Source organism: Mesorhizobium helmanticense, assembly GCF_003034915.1.
In the GTDB taxonomy this organism is placed as follows: Bacteria; Pseudomonadota; Alphaproteobacteria; order Rhizobiales; family Rhizobiaceae; genus Mesorhizobium; species Mesorhizobium helmanticense.
Genome location: NZ_PZJX01000002.1, coordinates 105,859 through 122,058, shown reverse-complemented (window position 1 = coordinate 122,058; position 16,200 = coordinate 105,859). Strand labels below are relative to the sequence as shown.

Annotated in this window: 13 protein-coding genes and 1 tRNA gene; 4 read left to right on the top strand and 10 right to left on the bottom strand. The window is 61.3% G+C overall.

Annotation, left to right across the window (positions count from 1 at the left end; translation table 11 throughout):
* Positions 1-46: 46 nt before the first annotated feature.
* Positions 47-742: an RlmE family RNA methyltransferase gene (locus C9427_RS00655; protein WP_107647308.1), complete on the bottom strand. Its 696-nt coding sequence runs from the start codon at positions 740-742 to the stop codon at positions 47-49.
* Positions 739-2,070 (bottom strand): Ppx/GppA phosphatase family protein, encoded by a 1,332-nt coding sequence (locus C9427_RS00650; RefSeq protein ID WP_107647307.1) that lies wholly within the window; start codon positions 2,068-2,070, stop codon positions 739-741. Before C9427_RS00650 ends, C9427_RS00655 begins: the two co-directional genes overlap by 4 nt.
* Positions 2,071-2,358: 288 nt before the next feature.
* Here C9427_RS00650 and C9427_RS00645 point away from each other — a divergent pair, with 288 nt between their 5' ends.
* From C9427_RS00645 to C9427_RS00635, 3 genes are all read left to right on the top strand, one after another.
* Positions 2,359-3,291: a lysylphosphatidylglycerol synthase domain-containing protein gene (locus tag C9427_RS00645; protein WP_107647306.1), complete on the top strand. Its 933-nt coding sequence runs from the start codon at positions 2,359-2,361 to the stop codon at positions 3,289-3,291.
* A 188-nt stretch (positions 3,292-3,479) separates the two neighbouring features.
* A tRNA-Gln gene (locus C9427_RS00640) sits at positions 3,480-3,553 on the top strand.
* 151 nt (positions 3,554-3,704) lie between these two features.
* Entirely contained in the window at positions 3,705-4,313 is a 609-nt protein-coding gene (locus tag C9427_RS00635; protein WP_107647305.1) for a hypothetical protein, read from the top strand.
* Positions 4,314-4,525: 212 nt separating this feature from the next.
* On the opposite strand, the gene C9427_RS00630 is transcribed toward C9427_RS00635, so the two are convergent.
* From C9427_RS00630 to C9427_RS00615, 4 genes are all read right to left on the bottom strand, one after another.
* Positions 4,526-5,185 carry an acyl-homoserine-lactone synthase gene (locus C9427_RS00630; protein ID WP_107647304.1) on the bottom strand — a complete coding sequence of 220 codons (660 nt, stop codon included), beginning with the start codon at positions 5,183-5,185 and terminating at the stop codon, positions 4,526-4,528.
* Between the two features lie 169 nt (positions 5,186-5,354).
* Positions 5,355-6,074 carry a LuxR family transcriptional regulator gene (locus C9427_RS00625; protein WP_107647303.1) on the bottom strand — a complete coding sequence of 240 codons (720 nt, stop codon included), beginning with the start codon at positions 6,072-6,074 and terminating at the stop codon, positions 5,355-5,357.
* A gap of 159 nt (positions 6,075-6,233) precedes the next feature.
* Positions 6,234-8,813 (bottom strand): bifunctional diguanylate cyclase/phosphodiesterase, encoded by a 2,580-nt coding sequence (locus C9427_RS00620; protein ID WP_107647319.1) that lies wholly within the window; start codon positions 8,811-8,813, stop codon positions 6,234-6,236.
* Between the two features lie 474 nt (positions 8,814-9,287).
* Positions 9,288-10,157 (bottom strand): class I SAM-dependent methyltransferase, encoded by an 870-nt coding sequence (locus C9427_RS00615; protein WP_107647318.1) that lies wholly within the window; start codon positions 10,155-10,157, stop codon positions 9,288-9,290.
* Between the two features lie 238 nt (positions 10,158-10,395).
* On the opposite strand from C9427_RS00615, the gene C9427_RS00610 reads away from it, so the two are divergent.
* Complete coding sequence (locus C9427_RS00610) at positions 10,396-12,081, top strand: hypothetical protein (RefSeq protein ID WP_107647302.1); 1,686 nt, start codon at positions 10,396-10,398, stop codon at positions 12,079-12,081.
* Positions 12,082-12,161: 80 nt separating this feature from the next.
* On the opposite strand, the gene C9427_RS00605 is transcribed toward C9427_RS00610, so the two are convergent.
* The 4 genes from C9427_RS00605 to C9427_RS00590 are packed head-to-tail and all read right to left on the bottom strand — an operon-like array spanning position 12,162 to position 16,170.
* A complete protein-coding gene (locus C9427_RS00605) occupies positions 12,162-13,271 on the bottom strand; it encodes an ABC transporter ATP-binding protein (protein ID WP_107647301.1) in 1,110 nt (369 codons plus the stop codon).
* A 43-nt stretch (positions 13,272-13,314) separates the two neighbouring features.
* The gene (locus C9427_RS00600) at positions 13,315-14,457 is read right to left on the bottom strand and encodes an extracellular solute-binding protein (RefSeq protein WP_107647300.1); all 1,143 of its coding nucleotides are present in this window, start codon (positions 14,455-14,457) and stop codon (positions 13,315-13,317) included.
* Entirely contained in the window at positions 14,429-15,295 is an 867-nt protein-coding gene (locus C9427_RS00595) for an ABC transporter permease (protein WP_107647299.1), read from the bottom strand. The genes C9427_RS00600 and C9427_RS00595 overlap by 29 nt, the downstream gene beginning before the upstream one ends.
* Complete coding sequence (locus C9427_RS00590; protein ID WP_107647298.1) at positions 15,292-16,170, bottom strand: ABC transporter permease; 879 nt, start codon at positions 16,168-16,170, stop codon at positions 15,292-15,294. Before C9427_RS00590 ends, C9427_RS00595 begins: the two co-directional genes overlap by 4 nt.
* Positions 16,171-16,200 lie beyond the last annotated feature (30 nt).

Here is a 16,200-nt window from a genome sequence, read left to right as displayed (position 1 = left end):
AGGCCAGAGGGGGTGCTGTCCCGCCAACCTCTAAAGCTAAAGCAGCCTACCCCTTAAAATCCTTCGCCAGCAGATAAAGCTCCACCGACTCGTCGCGCGAGGCCGGTGGCTTGACGTGGTGCACCGAGCGGAAATTCTGCTTGAGCCGTGAGAGCAACTCGTTCTCGGCCCCGCCCTGGAAGGTCTTCGCCAGGAAATGGCCACCCGGCTTCAGCACCGAAAGCGCGAAATCGGCCGCCACTTCGCACAGATACATGGTGCGGATGTGGTCGGTCCTTTTGTGGCCGGTGGTGGGGGCGGCCATGTCCGAGAGCACGATATCGGGCTGGCCGCCCAGCGTCTCGGCGAGTTTTTGCGGCGCCTGCGGATCGAGGAAATCCATCAGAAGCACCGGTGCCCCCGGCACCGCGTCCATTTCGAGATAATCGATGCCGACGACATGCGGATTGTCCGCCGTCGATCTGGTGCGCGCGGCGGCGACCTGGCACCAGCCGCCGGGTGCCGCGCCCAGGTCGATCACCTTCATGCCTGGCTTCAAGAGATGGTGCTTGTCGTCGATCTCGATCAGCTTGTAGGCGGCGCGGGATCTGTAGCCGTCCGCCTTGGAGCGCTGGACATAGGGATCGTTGATATGGCGCTGCAGCCAGCGGCGCGACGATTCCTTGAGGCCGCTTTTCTTCTTGATGCGCGTCTTCAGCACGCGGATGCCGGCGGTACCGGGCTTCTGCGGTTTCTTGGTCATTGCCGGCCCCTGCTGCGCCAGGCCCCGTCATCGGCCATCAATTCACTCAATATGCCTTCGCGCAGGCCGCGGTCGGCGACGCGCAGCCGTTCCGACGGCCACACGGCACGGATCGCTTCCAGAATGGCACAGCCGGCCAGCACCAGGTCGGCGCGGTCGGCGCCGATGCACGGATTGGCGACACGCTGCTGGAAATCCCAGCCGACCAGTTTTTCGACCATGCGGTCGACGCTGTCGCGGTCCATCCACAGCCCGTCGACCCGGCGGCGATCGTAGCGTTCCAGGTCGAGGTGAACGCCGGCGAGCGTCGTCACCGTGCCCGAGGTGCCAAGCAAATGGAATTTCGGGCTGGCGAGCACATGGCTCAGCCGGTCGCGCCCGTCAAAGGCGTGCAGGCGCACGGCGACATCCTCGACCATGGCGGCAAAGATCTCGCGGGTGACGGTGCGGCCACCGAAGCGTTCGGCCAGCGAGACGACGCCGACCGGCAGCGACGTCCACGAGACGATATGGTTGGCGAGCCGCGGCGAGCGGTGGCCGGTGAGATCGATCAGCGCGATTTCGGAGGAGCCGCCGCCTATGTCGAACAGGACGACGCCTTGCGTGTCGCGCTCGACCAGCGAGCCGCAGCCGGACACCGCCAGGCGCGCCTCGGTCTGGCGGTCGATGATCTCGAGCTTGAGGCCGGCCTCGCGTTCGACGCGCTCCAGGAACTCGACGCCGTTGGCGGCGGTGCGGCAGGCCTCGGTGGCGATCAGCCTGGCCTTCCTGATGTTGCGGCCGCGCAATTTGTCGCCGCAGATCTTGAGCGCCTCGACCGCGCGGTCCATCGCCGCCTGACCGAGGCGGCCACTGGCGGTGAGCCCCTCGCCCAGCCTGACAATGCGCGAGAATGCGTCGATGACGCGGAACTGGCCATGGCGCGTCGGCACCGCGACCAGCAGCCGGCAATTGTTGGTGCCGAGATCGAGTGCGGCAAACACCGGCAGTTCCTGCAGCTGCGGACGGCGAAGTTCCGGCCGCGCCGGCGAAGCCGGAGGCGTAGCAATTGTCTCTTGCGGGCGGCTGGCTGGGGCGCTGGCGACCGCCGCCGATGGTGTGACCACTATCGCGTGATTGTCGTCGCGGGCGAAAACCTTGCGGCCGCGACGGCGCTTGCGCCGCTTCCTGGCCTTGCCCTTCGGCTGCTCGCCCTGATGCTCGGCATGCCCTGGCCGGGCGCCCGCCTGACGATCAAGGCGTCCGACGGATGGACTTGCCTGGCCTGACGGCGGAGCCCTGGACACGCCCACTGCCGGCGCGCCGGCGCCGGTGTCGTGGTCTTCCACTTCAGTTCCTTCCGGCGCCGCGCGAACCGGAGACCGGACGCAGCAGGCGCTTTCATGTGTTCAAGTTGCCGTCAGACTAGCAGCGCCGCGCCAGATCACCAAGAGCGGACCGGGCGAATTTTGCCAGCCCGCACGAGACTGCGGCACCAAGAGCAGACCTTGCCGGTTGAATAGCCGGCTTCAATAAGGCATTTCTGAAACGGAGGGGTGAACATCCGGAATCGTCGGCGATCTTACCAGTCGCGAACCGGAAAAGGGTATCGGGCTGCAACGCATGACGAACACGCCATGAACTGGAGGCGCTATTTCTGGCCGGTCGTTGGCATTGCGGCGGTGATTTTCTCGCTGTTTTTGCTCTGGCACGAATTGCGCGGCATTTCGCTCGACGACGTCTGGGCCGGCATTGTGGCCATTCCGGCACGCGGCTGGGTGCTCGCGGCGCTGAGCTCGGTGATCGCCTATGCCGCGCTGGCCGGCTACGACCACATCGCGCTGTTGCATATCGGCAAGAAAGTGTCGTGGCTGTTCGTCACCCTTTGCTCCTTCACCACCTACGCGCTGTCGCACAATATCGGCGGCTCGGTGTTCTCCGGCGCCGTGATCCGCTACCGCGCCTATGGCACAAGGGGGCTGACCGGGCAGGATGTCGGCATCCTGGTGGCGATCTGCTGGATCACCTTCGTGCTGTCGACGATCCTCGTCTCCGGCCTGGTGCTGGTCTTCGAGCCCGAGATCATCGACCGCTTTTCCGGCGCGCCGCACCATGGCCTGGCGATCGCCGCGGGCCTCGTCATGCTGATCCTGGTGGCGGCCTATGTTTTTGGGAGCTGGCTGCATCTCAGGCCGCTTAAGATCGGCAGTTTTCAGGTCCATTATCCGGCGCTGCCGATCGTGGCGCGGCAATTGCTGATCGGACCGGTCGAGCTTCTGGCGGCGGCGGCGATTATCTTCTTCGCCCTGCCCGCATCAGGCAATCCCGGCTATTTCGTCGTGCTCGGCGTGTTCCTGGTGTCGTTCTCGGTCGCCCAGATCTCGCACGCGCCGGGCGGGCTCGGCGTGTTCGAGGTCGTGTTCCTGACCGGACTGTCGCATATGGACCCGGTCGGCGTGCTGGCCGCGCTGCTGGTGTTCCGACTGTTCTATCTGATAATCCCGCTGCTGATCGCGCTCGGCGTCGTGCTGTTCTTCGAGCGTTCGCAGTTTGGGCGGGGTGAGGGTTGAGGTGCTGGACACGTCTCCCCAGGTGGTCCGGGCCTGAACGCCGGGCCCTGAACCTGGCGTGCGAGCCCGTCTGACGAAACGTGGCGATTGAAACGCCGGGCAGGCTTGACTATTTTCCGGCGGCGGCTACAAGGCACGCGCGGCGACATCGCCGCCCTGCCCGCGCGGTTTTCTTCAACCACGCCTGCTGGGGAATAGGTTAACGGTAGACCCACGGACTCTGACTCCGTTAGTCCTGGTTCGAATCCAGGTTCCCCAGCCAAAAATTACATAAGAAAAACAAACATTTAATGGGACATCCTGGACCGTTTCGTTTTTTTGCGTCGGCAAGATTCCCGGGGCGAAAAGATTGGTGGCCGCTGCTGCGTGCCACTGGCTAAGCTTCGTGACAGATTCCCGCGCGAGGCCGCTTCATGCCCACCGATAGCCAGTACATTCTCAACAGCATCAGGCAGGGATGCGTGATGCTTTCCGATGACGAGTTCGTCATCGACAGGTTGGTGAAGTATTTCGGCAACGGCAGGATCCGGTGGCACGTCGAATTCCGTGGGCATCGCATCGAACTGACGACCGGGCAGCTCAAGAAGCAGGCTACCTTCCGCAGGAAGATACTCGAACAGGCTGGCGTGCTGCCGCCCCAGCGTGCCGGCGCCAACTACAGGCGATGGGCACTCGATCTGAGGAAGAATGCCACCGAGCTTCCTTGGCGGGATAGACCGGTCGATGTCGGATTCGCCATCGACAGGCTGACCAGCCACGGGGATGGGCGCTGGACGGTTGAATACCAAGGCAAGGCAATCAAGTTCACGACCACCAAGCTGCGCAGGCAGGTCAGTTTCCGCAAACGCATGCTGGCCAAGGCCAAGGTGTTGCCGCCGGAACTCGACCCGGTTGCCTATCGTAAGTGGGTGGACTGGCTCATTCAGAACGCCGCCGAGGCTGCGCCGCAGGCCGGCGAGGTCTCGATGACGGAGAAAAGCTGGCTTGACGACCTTCCAGAATTGGCCGGCTGGCAAAAATGAAGCGTCGCCCAAGGCACCGATCAGGGAAAGTACGATCCGCTCAAATCGATATGTTCTGGGATTCAACTAGATAAGGCCGGCTGCGTGCGTCCTATTGGTCGCTCATGCCGCCCGGCCACCGCTATCAGGAAGTCGCCACCGCGGAAGCTTCGCTCCAGCACGTCCCCCGCACCGGCGCCTTTTTCATTTCTTTCTCCCGAGATCGATTGTTGCTAGGCAAATAGACGCTGTAAGTTCTCGTTGCTTTCGATGAACGGCACCTGCCTCCCACGCCGAACCAGCAGCGAATGCTCAATCCCAAGTATCTTCCGCACACTCGCCAGCGCCGCCTCATTCACATCGATATACGCAACGATGTACCACTCGCCGTTTTCTTCCCTGGCCATACCCATCGGCTCGGCCCGCCATTTGAGCGCGCCGTGGTGGGGCATGAAATACGTCTCCTGGACGCCGCCGACGGCGCTGAGGCCCTCGTCGAGGGCGTATTCCATCACCGCACAGCACAGTTGTGTCAGCGTGCCGCGCAGCCCGGTGGAGCGTTTGTCGGGAACGACGAAGGTGCGCGTCCATTCGGCCCAGTCGGGGCGTCGCGGGACGCCCGATTTTTCGCACATGTGAGAAAAGGCCTCCGAGACCATGTGCGGCTCGCTCGTTGGGATCAATCGGGCCGAAGTCACGACGCGACCGTCTTCGATACCGAGCAGATACGTCGCTGCATCCGTATCGAACTGGTCTAGCTCGCGACCATCCGGGCTTGGAGGGCGCCAATGTTTCTGGTGCACGAAGAAATCGTGCCGCCGGCGCAAAAACTCGTCGAATTCGTTTTCATAGAGGTGCTTGTTATGCGCATTGACTACGTGAGCGGTTATCATGGCGCGACCCCCCGATCGTTCTCGGGTGGATAGTCGCAGCCGCGCTAATATACGTCACCTGTCCGATCGAACAGTTGACGCAGCTAGAGCAGGACGGCCGTCCTGCTCTAGCTCTTTGTTTTTTCGCATGATCTTGTCCGAAAAGTCCGCAACTTTGCGGGATCATGCTCTAGGGGTGGATCAGGCGCCTGCGCACCGCTTCAACGACAGCTTGCGTGGTCGTGGCGACCCCAAAAGCCTCGCGAGCCCGCGTCGAGTGCCATTTGACGGTGCGTTCGGTCAGGCCGAGGATCTGGGATGTTTCCGACGAGGTCTTGCCGGCCGCGGCCCACAAGAGCACTTCCCTTTCCCGGTCGGTCAGCAGGCCTTCGCCGTCATCGTCATCTGACAAGGCCTGGATCGACATGCCAGCATAAACCGCCATCGTCACCAGTTGCACCTGCTGGCGCGGCGATAGAGTGCAGGACTTTGCGGCAGAGGCAAATGACAGCACGGATTGCCAATGGTGGACGCTGAGCATCGGCACCGCAAAGCCGCTCGCTATGCCGAACTCCGTCGCTTCACCGGCAACGCGCCGGGAATCGTCCGTGTCGGCCCATTTTGCGGGAACATCGGCCCAGAAGAACGGCTTCAGGGTCTTTGCCGAATAGATGCAGACCCCGTCGACAGCGGCGTGTTCGGCTTCGACGTAGCGCTCGAACCAGCCCGCGGGCCAACCATTCAGCTCGACCATCGGCGCAAGTTTCTGACCGCTGAGCGGAACCCCGCTTAGGATCAGATGCTCGAAGCCGAGGTTTTTCACGGTTTCGAGGAGGTCGCCCAGAAGCGGCCCTGCCGCTGTGTGCTTCCTGCAGCGTTCGACAAAGTCGAACACCTCTGAATCAATCATGCCAGAGACCCCCCGCCTCCATGCCGAAAGATAAGCATACATCAAATTAGAAGTTTCGAATATCCCATCGCTGCATGATGAGGCCGGAGCCACGAGGGCGGCGGACGCTTCCTCTACCCAGCCGGAGCCGTTCGTCCGATCCCTCCAGGGTGGGCGCAGTCAGCTGGCCACGCGCAGACGTCGAGAGCTGATAAAGGCCTTTAGCCCGTCGGAATCCAACGCACGCCCGAAGGCATAACCCTGCAGTATGTCGCAGCCCAGGCTCTTGAGTATCCGCGCATGCTCCATTGTCTCGACACCTTCGGCTATGACCTCGATACCCAGGGACTTGCCGATTTCAATGATCGAGGAGACGACCTGCCTTCGTTGCGGCGATTTGACAATTGGGATGACCAGCTGGCGATCTATCTTCAGCCGGCGAGGCTGCAGCTTGAGCAAGCTGACTATCGAGGCATAACCAGTACCAAAATCGTCTATTTCCACGTCGATGCCGAGTTCTTTTATCTGTTCGACATTCCAGCTGACAAAATCGTCGTTTTCGTCAAGGAAAATTGACTCAACGAGCTCGAACGAAACTGTTCCCTTCTTGATATGCAGCTTCTTCAAACTCTTTATGAGTTGGTCATCTTGAAGGCGCCGCGCCGAAACGTTGACCGATACCCGCGGAATGCGAATATTCGCGGCGGACCACGCTTTGAAATCCGAGAGCGATTGCTCCAGTATGGTTCGATCGATGATCGAGACGACATTCAGTTCTTCCGCGGTCTTCAGGAAGATATCGGGCGCCAAAATGCCCTTCGCCGGATGTTTCCATCGCGCCAGCGCCTCAACCCCAACAATTTCGAGCGTCTTTGCGTCGAATTGCGGCTGGTAGAAGGGAATGAACTCGTTGCGCTCAAGGCCGCCGAGAATTTCGTCGGCAATCCGTTTTGTGTCGACGATTTCGCTTTGCATTGCCTCGGTGAAGAATTCGTATCGATTGCGCCCGCGCCTCTTTGCCCGGTAAAGCGCGATGTCAGCATTAACCAGCAGGTGTTTGGCTTCGATATCTTTTCGGCTGTCGACTGCAATTCCGACGCTCACCCCAAAACGGCATCGGTGGCCCTGATAGTAGACGGGCTCGCGCATCTGGCTGATGACGCGCTCGGCGAGCTGCGCCAGTTGCTTGATATCGTCATGCACCACGCACAGGATGATGAATTCGTCTCCGCCGATGCGAGCGACAAATCCCTCACCATCGACCTTGGACCGCAGGACAGTCGACGCGTGAACAAGCATTGCGTCGCCCGCGGCGTGGCCAAGCGTATCGTTGATGTGCTTGAACCGATCCAGGTCGATGTGAAGCAGTGCCGCATGCCCGCCGGAGCGCCTGGCGCTGGCTGCGTAGTCTTCCAGCACCTGGTCGAGGTAACGCCGGTTGGGCAAGCCGGTCAGCGAATCGTGCAGCGCGATGTGCTCTATGCGCGCCCTGGCCGACTCGAGTTCGGCATTTTTTGACTCGGAAAGCTGTTTTGCGCGAACGAGGTCCTTGTTCAGCAGGACATCGGCTGTCACATCCCATTCCGCGCCAATCATCTTCGGGGTCTCGTCGGCGACCCGGTAAATAATCGCCTTGGATCGAACATGACGAATCTCGCCATCCGGACGAATGATCCGGTACTCCGACAAATATGGTCCGCCGTCGGCCATCGCCTTGTCGAAATCGGCGTTGGCGCCAGCCAAATCATCCGGGTGGATTGCTCCCGCCCAGTCCGTGTAGCCGCGGCCCTCACCAGTCGGCTTGCCGTATATTTCATTGACGCGATCGTCCCACGTCAGTTCGTTGGTGGCGAGATCGTGTTCCCAAACGCCAATAGCCGACGCTTCGAGAGCGAGCTCCAGGCGTCTCGACAATCGACGCAGTTCCGCATAGTTGCGCTGTCTCTCGCCAATCAGGCGACCCGTAACCAGGAAGGGGATCACAACCAGCGCCCCGGCCAGCCCCATGATTGCGCGCAAGAACCACGCATTGGCGGGCGTCGCAGGCCAGCCATCCTTGGGAATGGCTGCGATCCGCCATGAACCGGACGGGAGCAGAACATCGGCCGTCACCGGATGGCTTTTGCCGACGCGCTCATTGCCGAAGAATTGATCTCCAGCTGGACCGAGAGCGTCCTTGCCGATCAGCGCTATGTCAATCCCAAGATCATCGTCAAGCAGGCCGCTCGCCTTGTAAAGGCGCTGCACGTCGACAACGGCCGAAATGATGCCCCAGAACCGTTCGGTGTTGCCCGCGCTCGGTACAAAAACCGGAATACGACCGACGAAGCCCTGCCCTCCCTGCTTCAGATCGACGGGACCGGCCAGGATGAGCTTGCGTTCGTCCCGCGCCCTCAGCGCGCCCGCACGCTGCCGTTCGTCCTTGCGGTAGTCGAGGCCCAGCGCCTTCTCGTTGCCCTTCATCGGGTACATCAGGGAAATGACCAGATCTGGCGCGCCGGCAATGTTCTTCAATTGCGAGCCCCCGCCAAGCAGGTTGCTCGCGAGCGAGGCGAAGCGTTGCTGTCCCATATAGGGCTCGGTCACGACCGCCGCGACCAGTCCCTGCACGAGTTGAAGGTTTCCGTTGATGTTACCTTCAAGCTTGGCGCGGATAAGATTGACCTTGGCCAGAACGTCCGCGCGAGCGGCCTGGTCCGAGAGGACCTTGTTCTGGTGGTCCGCGAATACCGCACTAATGGCAATAACCAGCACGGCCACTGCCGCCGGAATATTTGCCGGCGAAAACACAGCCTTTTTAACACCGCCGAACCTAGCGCGGAAAAGAGCCAATAGGCGATTCCTCAGCTGCCAGTCGAGTTCACGGACCGATCCGATGGTGGAATATTAGCTTTCAAGTATTTAATTTTGACCTTCACTCGTCCTAAAACTTTTGCACTTTCTAACGCTGGCGGCTGAGCGCTGGAACGTACTTGCGGCTCCACCCGAGATCCCAGCCGCTTGTTGTCACCGACGCCGGCTAAGGTACCGACACTACCGTCCGCACGTTTCTGAAGGATTACGGGCTGTCTATGGGCGCTCGAAAGGACCGCCGCTGCGCGACCGCGAAGCGGATCGACATGAAGAAGATACTGACTAGCGGCTTGCTCGGAAAGGAGCATAGCTCCCGCGATGACAATGCAAACTGGAATGGCAGGACTATCGCATCGGCCCGAAAGATGGACGCACGTCGCCCTAATGGCCCTCAATCGTCTTGGGAGTAACAAGATATGGTATCTTGCCGACGCTGCGCTTCGTCGCGCCAATGGAATAGGCCATCGGGATCTTAGGCGAGTTCTCCGGCAAGCCGTACATATCCTTGCCGGCCCTCACGGCAAATGAAAAGTGCTGCCACGAAACCATGTCGTGCTCATTGAGAAAATCAAGCGTCAGCCCGGCTGCAATCAGCGCGTTGACCACGTCACTGACCGGATGGATCCACTCATAGTAGCGAGGATGTTTCAAGACACGATCGTCGCCGGTATAGGTCCGTTCCTCGTTCCATGCGAGCGGCCGCGCTATTGGCGTTCGCCAGTCGTGCTTGAACTCCAGCGCCGCAGCCTTGCGGTCGCACTGGAACATCAGGGGATGGCCCTCGGCCAGATATAGCCGGCCGCCGGGCCGCAGGAGATCGGCAACCACCCGCGCCCAGCGGAACACGTCGTCCAGCCAGTTTACCGAACCCCAGGTAACGTAAGCGATGTCAAAGGTTCGGCCGAGCGCTTCGACTGCCTCGAACAGTGGCGCTTCCACGAAACGCACATCATCTGTACCTGCCTTCGCGGCAAAATCCCGTGCCGCTGCAATCGCGGTCGGCGAAAAGTCGAGGCCGGTCACGCTGCCCGCGCCCAGATTCTTCAAGCTGATCGTGTCGAGCCCGATATGACATTGCAGATGGACGATGTCCTTGCCGATGATATCACCGACCTCACGCGTCTCCAGCTCATAGAGATTGGATCCGCCTGCCAGCACATTTTCGATGTGGTAGCTGCCCGTCGTGTCGGTCGAATGCAGTTCGGCCCGATCATCCCAATTAAGGCGGTTCGCACCCAGAAACGTTTCCAAATTGCCCCCCAAGGTCCTGCCGAGACCAACTTTTTGGTAAACAAAACGTTAATATACCTTGCAGCTAAAGTGTCACGCGTCAATCCAAGGCGGGGCCGGTGCACCAACGCGTCGCAAGGCCGTCCATCGAGGCCGCTTCTCCGGCAACCTCACGGCGGTTGTGTTTGCCATGCGCATTCAGCACAAATTGATCGCAGATGAATCCGGCTCGGGCTCGCCGGCAATTGCGTGAGAATTCATGGATCGCTTCGACCTTGGCGCCTATCGCCGCCCTATCTCCACCCACTCAGTGGAAACCCAGCGCTGGTTCGATATCGGCCTCAACTGGTGCTACGGCTTCAACCACGAGGAAGGCATCAAGTGCTTTGAGAAGGCGCTGGAAACGGACGCCGACTGTCCGATGGTCCATTGGGGCATCGCCTATGCCGCCGGGCCTTTCTACAATCTGACCTGGAAGGAGCACGGCGAGGCCGAGGCCAACCGGGCGGCCAGGCGCTGCTTCCAGCATGTCCAGCTTGCGCGCGCCAACGCCGCTCGCGCCAGCGATGTGGAAAGGCGTCTGATCGAGGCGTTGGCCTGCCGTTTCCCCGAGCCGCATGTCTCGGCCCCGCCGAAATTCGAGCAATGGGACGATGCCTACGCCATCGAGATGCGGCGGGTCTACTCAAGCTTTCCCGACGATCATGATGTGATGGCGCTTTTTGTCGAGGCGTTGATGATGCGCACCGTGCGGCGTCTGTGGGATCTCAAGACCGGCAAGCCCGCGGCGAATTCGAATGTGCTGGAAGCGCTGGAGGTTTGCGAGCGGTCGATCCGGCTCGCCGACGAGGCCGGTGCGGCACCACACCCGGCGATCGTCCACCTTCACATCCACCTGCTGGAAATGTCGACCATGCCGGAGCGCGGCATGCGCTCGGCCGACCTGCTCGGCACGATGTGCCCCGATGCCGGGCACATGAACCACATGCCGGGGCATATCTACGTGCTGTGCGGCGAATACGAGAAGGCGAAGCTGACCAGCGAAAAGGCGGTTCGCGCCAACGACCTCTATCTGGCCTATGCGGATCAGCCCACCTACTATCTGCTTGGCTGCGGCCACGACCTGCATCTGATGATGTTCACCTGCATGTTGCTTGGCCAGTACCGGCCGGCGCTGTGGGCCGCCGACAAGGTGCGCAGCCTGGTGACGCGCGACGTCGTCAGCATCCCGGACCGGCCAAAGCTCACCCAGACGGTGGAAGGCTACCATGCGATGAAATCGCATGTGCTGGTGCGCTTCGGCCGCTGGCAGGAGATCGTCGACGAACCGATGGATGACGAGCCTGAGCTTTACCTCCTGACCACGGCCATGCAGCACTACGCCAAAGGCGTCGCGCATGCCACGCTCAGGGATTTTTCCAGGGCAGAGCAGGAACGCGAACGGTTCCATCGGCATCTGGCGCGTATTCCACCTGAGCGGCGTTTCCTCAGCAACCCGACACGGGCTTCGCTGGCCGTCGGCGCGGCTTTGCTCGATGGCGAGCTCGCCTATCACCAGGGCCACCATGATGAGGCCTATGCGCATCTGCGGCAAGCGGTCGAGCTGGACGACAATCTGTCCTACACCGAGCCCTGGGCGTGGATGCACCCGCCACGCCATGCGCTGGCGGCGCTGCTGCTGGACCAGGGCTTCGCGCAAGAGGCCGAGCAGGTCTACCGCGACGATCTCGGCCTAAGCGGCGCAGTGCAGCGCTGCGCACAGCATCCGAACAATGTATGGGCGCTACACGGGCTGGTGGAATGCCTGAAACTGCGCCGCGAGACTGAGGAGTTACCCGCCCTGCAGACCAGGCTTGCCGCCGCGCTCGCCAAGGCGGACGTGCCGATCAGTTCGTCCTGTCTGTGCAGGACGAGCGCACAACCGGCGCAAGGCTGCTGTCATTGAAGCCTGCGTTTCGGCATTGAAGGGGCAGCAAGTGACGTTGCGCAGACTGCCAGGTAGACCACGCCGGATGTCAGCAGCAGCTACGAAATTCGCCGTCCGCTTTCATCCAGCAGAACGCAGCCGGCCGGATCGAAGCCAACATCGATCGCTTCGCCTTCACGCGCCACGCGACCATTGATCTGCGTGTTGGCGCGGATGGTCGTCCTGCCGCCGATGTCGATTTCGTAGATGGCGCTGCCGCCGAGATAGGAGGTGGAGACGACTCGTCCGGCCAACCGGTTGGTCGTTGCGGCGGAACCAACCGGCAGTTTCTGCGGCCGCACCACCACGGTGACAGGCGTGCCCGGCACCAGAGCCTTGGGAGAAATGACCGTGACCGTCTGACCAGCCGCAAGCGAGATCTTCGCCCTCAGCCCATCGACGGCGCTCACCGTGCCGGCAAGCATATTGGCCTTGCCGAGGAAATCGGCCACGAAGGCGGTAGCCGGCGTCTCATACACCTGTTCCGGCGTACCGATCTGCTCCACCGCTCCGGCATTCATGACCACGATCTGGTCCGACATGGAAAGCGCCTCTTCCTGGTCGTGCGTCACGAACAGGGCGGTGATGCCGGTCTGCTTCTGGATCTTCTTGATCTCGACGCGCATCTCCTCGCGCATGTTGGCGTCGAGGGCCGAAAGCGGTTCGTCGAGGAGAAGCACTTCGGGCTCGAAGACGATGGCGCGCGCCAGCGCGATGCGCTGCTGCTGGCCGCCCGACAGTTGCGACGGCAGCTTCTTTTCGCTGCCCGGCAGCCGAACCATTTCGAGCGCCTTGCTCACCTTCCGGGCGATATCGGCCTTTGGCACGTTGCGGTATTTCAGGCCGAAGGCGACATTGTCGAAGACGTTCTTGTGCGGGAATAGCGCGTAACTCTGGAAGACCAGGCCGATGTTGCGCTTGTAAATCGGAATGTCGTCGACCCTGCGCCCGCCGATCGAGATCTCGCCGCTGGAAATGTCGACAAGCCCGGCAATAGAACGCAGGATCGTGGTCTTGCCGCAACCGGACGGGCCCAGCAGTGTGACGAAGCTTCCCTTGCGCATGGCCAGCGAAAAATCGCGCACCGCGACGAACTTGCCGTAGGCGATTTCGATATTGCTGAATTTGACCGCCGGCTCCTCGCCGTTGACGGTCAAGTCCGGCGCCATCCCGGCCGATCCAGGCCGGGATGGCCGCAAGGTTCGCGAGCTGTCAGGCACCTTTCGAAATCCTGTCCCACTGCTTGGTCCAGGCGTCTTCGTTGTTCGCCCAGTAGACCGGATCGGCGAATGTCAACGACTTCATCGAGCCTGTCGGATCGAAGGCCGGAAGTGCCGCAATCTTGTCCGTGAGCTTGACCTTGGTCGGATCGAGGGACGGCGGATAGCTCTGGCCTTCGGCCACGGCGATGGCGGTCGCCGGATCGAGCATGAAGTTGACCAGTTCCTCGCACTCGGCCATCGGCGAGCCCTTGAGGATCAGCATGTCCTCCATCCAGGCGTAGGAGCCTGCCGGGTCGAGATAGCCGATCGGATGGTTCTGCTGTTGCAGCGCCGCGACACGGCCCGACCATGCATCGGTCACCACGATCTCGCCCTTGGAAAGCAGATCCATCAGCTCCGCGCCGGAACTCCAGAACTTCTTGGCAAGGTCGCGCGTCTCGCGAACCTTGGCCCATATGGCATCCATGTCCTTGATGTTGTTGGGATCCTGCTTGGTATCCAGGGCCGCGTACCAAACCCGCGTGGTCATATCGGCATAGCCGCCGATCTTGCCGGCGTATTTCTTGTCGGCAAGCAGTCCGGCGCCCTTTTCCTTCGCTTCCTCCGGCGAAATCACGGTGGTGTTGTAGGCGATGCCGGTGGTGCCGTAGTCGTAAGGCACGGCCGACAGCTTCGGCGTCAGCTTGCGGAATGGTTCGATCATCGGCTGAAGCACATTCGCCATGTTGGGAATGTTGGCCTCGTTGATCTCCGAAACCATGCCGGCGTTCACGTATTTGATGTAATAGTTGACGCCGGATGAGTGAACGACCTGAAAGTCGCCCGGCTTCGACGTCTTTATCTTGGTGATGATCTCGTTCTCGTCGCCGAACGTACCTTGCACGACGCCGACGCCCGTCTTGGCCGTGTAGGGCTTGAAGGCATATTTATCGATGGCTTCCTGCACCGTGCCGCCCCAGCCGTCGAAGCGGATTTCCTTGGCGGCGGCGAGCGCCCGCCCCATCCACGGCATCGACAGGCCCGCAGATGTCGCGGCAGCGGCCGTCAGCGTGAGGAAAGTCCGGCGGCTGAGGTCGCCGTTGACATACCGCTCATGCAGCCTTTCAAGCCGCCTGGTGTTCGACATTTTCATTGTCATTCCTCCTTGGTTTGTTGCGTCTTCTCAATCGGGTGAAGCCCTGCAGGATGAGCCCGCCGATCAGCGGAATGCCGACCGTCACCAGGATCATGACCGTGCCGAGCGCGTTGATCTCAGGGCTTATCGAAATCTTCAGCATGGACAGGATCTGGGTCGGCATCGTTTCGACGCCGGCCGGGCGCCAGAACAGGCTTGCCGAGGTGTTGTCGAACGAGATGGTGAAGGCGAGCAGCGCGCCGGCGACCACCGCCGGGATGAGCAGCGGCAGGGTGATCTCGCGGAACGATGCCGAGCGCGAGGCGCCGAGCGAAAGCGCTGCTTCCTCATAGACGCGCCGGATGCCGACCATGCGCGCCTGGACGATCAGCACGACATAGGGCATGGCAAGAAGAATGTGCCCAAGCACCAGCAGAAGCAGCGTTCGCGGCTGGTCGACTGCCTTGATCAGCACCAGCAGGCCGACGCCTAGAATGGTTTCCGGCACCAGCGCCGGCAGGATCACCAGCGTGCTCAGCGTCTGTTTGCCGGGGAACTCGAACCGGACCAGCGCGAACGCGGTCACGACGCCCAGGGCCGTGGTGACGAGCGCGGTGACCAGCGCGATCCACAGCGAGGTCCGGAATGCCGCAAGAACCTGTTCGTTTTCGAGCAATTTGCCGTACCACTGCAGGCTGAAACCTGTCATCGGGAAGCCGCCGAACATCGACGAATTGAACGACAGCACGATGGTCGCGATGATCGGCGCGAACATGAAGATATAGACGCACAGCGTGACGAAACCGGTTAGCCGCCAGGCCCATCTGCCTTCCTTGTCCGGATGCGCCGCGCTCATCCCGACAGCCCTTTGACGATCTGGGACATGCCCATGTAGCGGGTGTAGACAGCAGCGAAACAGCCCAACACGACGAACAGGACAATGGAGAGCGTTGCACCCATCGGCCAGTTCAATTGCCCCATGATGGTGTCGTAGATCAGGTTGCCGAACAGCGCATCACGACCCGAGCCGAGCAATTGCGGCGTCACGTAGCTGCCGGCCGCCAGCACGAAGCAGAGCAGCAGACCGGCGCCCAGGCCGGGCAGCGAAAGCGGCAGCGTGACCTCGCGAAACGCCTGCGCGCTGGTGCAGCCCATCGAGCGGGCCGCGGCGATCAGCGTTCGGTCGATGCTTTCGAGGCTGACATAGACATTGAGGATCATGTAGGGCAGCAGGAAGTGCAGCAGGCCCATGATGACCGCGCCCTCGGTGTAGAGCATCTGCAAAGGCTCATGGATCAGACCAAGCTTGAGCAGCGTGACGTTGATGATCCCCTGTTCGCCCAGGATATGGATCCACGAGAATGTGCGGATGGTGAAGCTGATCCAGAACGGCACGATGAGCAAAAGTAGCAAAAGCCATTTGTGCTTGAAGGTCGTCGCCCAGATGAAATATGCTGGAAAATAGCCGAGAACCCCGCAGATGAGCGCGGTGACGGCCCCTACCCGCAGCGTCTTGAACAAAAAGCCGTGGTAATAGCTGTCGGTGAAGAATTCCTGCCAGTTCGCCAGGGTCAGCGTGGTCGCTTCAACCCCGGCCGTGACGAAGGTGAAGAAGGTGTAGACCGCCATCACGGCGATCGGAAGCACCAGGAAAAAGACCAGCAGCAGCAGCACCGGCGCGACCAGCGTCCATGCCAGCCGCGAATCGTACAATGTCCATCCCTTGGTCATGCGCACTCATGTGCCCGCGCCGTCTTTTGC